This window comes from Streptomyces marokkonensis (genome assembly GCF_039539045.1).
Classification (GTDB): Bacteria; Actinomycetota; Actinomycetes; order Streptomycetales; family Streptomycetaceae; genus Streptomyces; species Streptomyces marokkonensis.
In genome coordinates, this window is the sequence record NZ_BAABCQ010000341.1 from 1 (window position 1) to 2,617 (window position 2,617).

General features: G+C 74.1%; 1 protein-coding gene. It reads right to left on the reverse strand.

All coding sequences use genetic code 11. From position 1 onward, the window contains the following. A partial coding sequence (locus tag ABEA26_RS35685) for a type I polyketide synthase (protein ID WP_345598190.1) occupies positions 1-2,617 on the reverse strand: 2,617 nt, incomplete at both ends.

The following is a 2,617-nucleotide window of genomic DNA, read 5'->3' on the forward strand; positions in this document are numbered from 1 at the left end:
CCCAACTTCGTGACCAATTCTTGTTCGACCCTGTCCAGGTCGGCAAGTAGGGAATTCACTAAAGCTGGAGCGGCGGCCGCCACCGTTTCTGTGAACACATGACGTGCCAGCAGAGCGGGCGTCGGGTGGTCGAAGACCAGCGTCGCGGGCAGCCGCAGCCCGGTGGCCTTGCTCAGCCGGTTGCGCAGTTCGACGGCTGTCAGGGAGTCGAAGCCCAGGTCCTGGAAGGCGTCCTCCGGCCGGACCGTACGGTCCGACGCGTGCCCCAGGACCGCGGCCACCTCGGCCCGGACCAGGTCCCGTACGGTCTTTTCCCGCTCGGCCTCCGGGAGCCGGTCCAGCCGTTCGGCCAGCGAGGGCGCGGAGGCGGTCGCGGCCTGGGCGGTCCCGCGGGTGGTCACGGTCGGCACCAGGGACCGCAGCACCGGCGGTGCCTCGCCGGCGCGGAGCGCGCCGGTGTCGATGCGGACGGGGGCGAGCACGGCCTCGTCCGAGGCGAGTGCCGCGTCGAGCAGCCGCAGCCCTTCCTCCGGTGGCAGCGGCAGCACGCCGCTGCGCGCCATCCGCGCCCGGTCGGCCTCGGCGAGGCCGTCGGTCATCGCTCCGGACTGCTCCCACACACCCCATGCCAGCGAGGTGGCGGGCAGTCCGGCCCGGCGCCGGTACGCCGAGAAGGCGTCGAGGAAGGAGTTCACCGCCGCGTAGCTCGCCTGGCCAGCGCTGCCGACCAGGCCTGCGACGGAGGAGAACACCACGAACGCGGCCAGGTCCATGCCGTGGGAGCACTCGTGCAGGTTCAGCACGGCGTCCACCTTCGGGCGGAAGACCTCCCGCAGCCTCTCGGGCGTGACCGAGGCGACGACTCCGTCGTCCAGCACACCCGCGGTGTGCACGACGGCGGACAGCGGGTGCTCGCCGAGCCCGGCCAGCAGCCCGGTGACGGCCTCCCGGTCCGCGACGTCGCAGGCCGCCCAGGTGGTCTCGGCGCCCTCCGCGGCGAGTTCGGCCCCCAGCTCGGCCGCGCCGGGCGCGTCCGCGCCCCGGCGGCTCACCAGCAGGAGCCGGCGCGCCTTGTGCTCGACCACCAGGTGCCTGGCGACGAGTGCGCCCAGTGCCCCGGAGGCACCGGTCACGAGAACGGTGCCTCCGGTGAGGTCCGGCAGGCCGGTACCGCCGTCCGTGGCGGCCTTCACCAGGCGCGGTACGAAGGCCTCCCCGCCGCGGAGCGCGAACTGCGGCTCACCGCAGGCGAGCACGGCGGGCAGCACCCGGACCACCTCGCCGGCGTCCTCGGCCTCCACCAGCACGAACCGGTCCGGGTTCTCCGACTCCGCGGAACGCACCAGCCCCCACACCGCGGCATGCGCCAGATCACCCGCCGAGGTCACCAACGCCAGCCGCCCCGCCCCCTCCCTCGCCAGCCACCACTGCACCAGCTCCAGCACCTCGCACACGATCCCGTGCACGCGGTCGGCGGCCTCCGCACTCCGTCCGTCCAGGCACGGCGGGACCGTGAGGACCGCGACATCGGGCAGGTCCGGCTCGGTGAAGAGAGCGGTCGCGTCCGGGTAGCTCCGCACGTCGAGCCCGGCACCGGCCCCGGTGAGGGCGAGAGGCTGCCAGGCGAGTCCGAACAGCGAGTCGCCTACCCGGCTGCCGGAGCCGCCCGCCGCGTGCCGCTGCTCACGCGTCACCGGCCGCAACGCCAGCGATCCGGCCGTGGCCACCAGACCGCCCGAGGTGTCGGCCACGGTCAGTGACACGGTGTCCGTACCCGTACGGGACACCTTGACCCGCAGCGCCGTCGCCCCTGCGGCCCGCACTCCCACCTCCGACCATGCGAAGGGCAGCAGCGGACCGTCCTCGACGGAGACCAGCCCGCCCGCGCCGATCGCGTGCAGCGCCGCGTCCAGCAGCGCCGGGTGGACGGCGAACGCGCCCGCCTCCATGTCTTCGGGAAGGGCGACCTCGGCGAGGACGTCGTCACCGCTGCGCCACACCGACCGCAGGCCACGGAAGACCGGGCCGTAGCCCAGACCGAGTCCATCCAGACCCTCGTAGTACCCCTCCAGGTCGACGGCCTCCGCACCCGTCGGCGGCCAGTCCTTGAGGTCCGCGCCGTGCGGCGGCTCGGGCAGTTCGCTGGTCAGGAAGCCCACGGCGTGCCGCACCCACGGTGCGCCGTCCGGAGCGTCCTCCGGCCGCGAGTGCACGCTCAGCGCACGCCGACCGGGCTCTTCCTCCGCTCCGACCCACACCTGCAAGGCCACACCGCCACGATCCGGGACGATCAGCGGCGCTTCCAGCGTCAGGTCATCGACCTGCGCGCACCCGGCCTCGTCGCCCGCTCGCACCGCCAGCTCCACGAGCGCGGTGCCCGGCAGCAGCACGCTGCCCATGACCGTGTGGTCGGCGAGCCAGGAGTGCGTCTTGAGAGAGATCCGCCCGGTGACCAGGAATCCGCCGGCGCCGGGCAGCGCGACCGCCGCACCCGCCAGCGGGTGCTCCGCCGCACTCAGCCCGAGTCCGGTGGCGGCGGCCCCGGAGAACTCCTCGGACGCCTCCAGCCAGTAGCGCTCGCGCTGGAAGGCGTAGGTGGGCAGGTCGACGCGGCGGG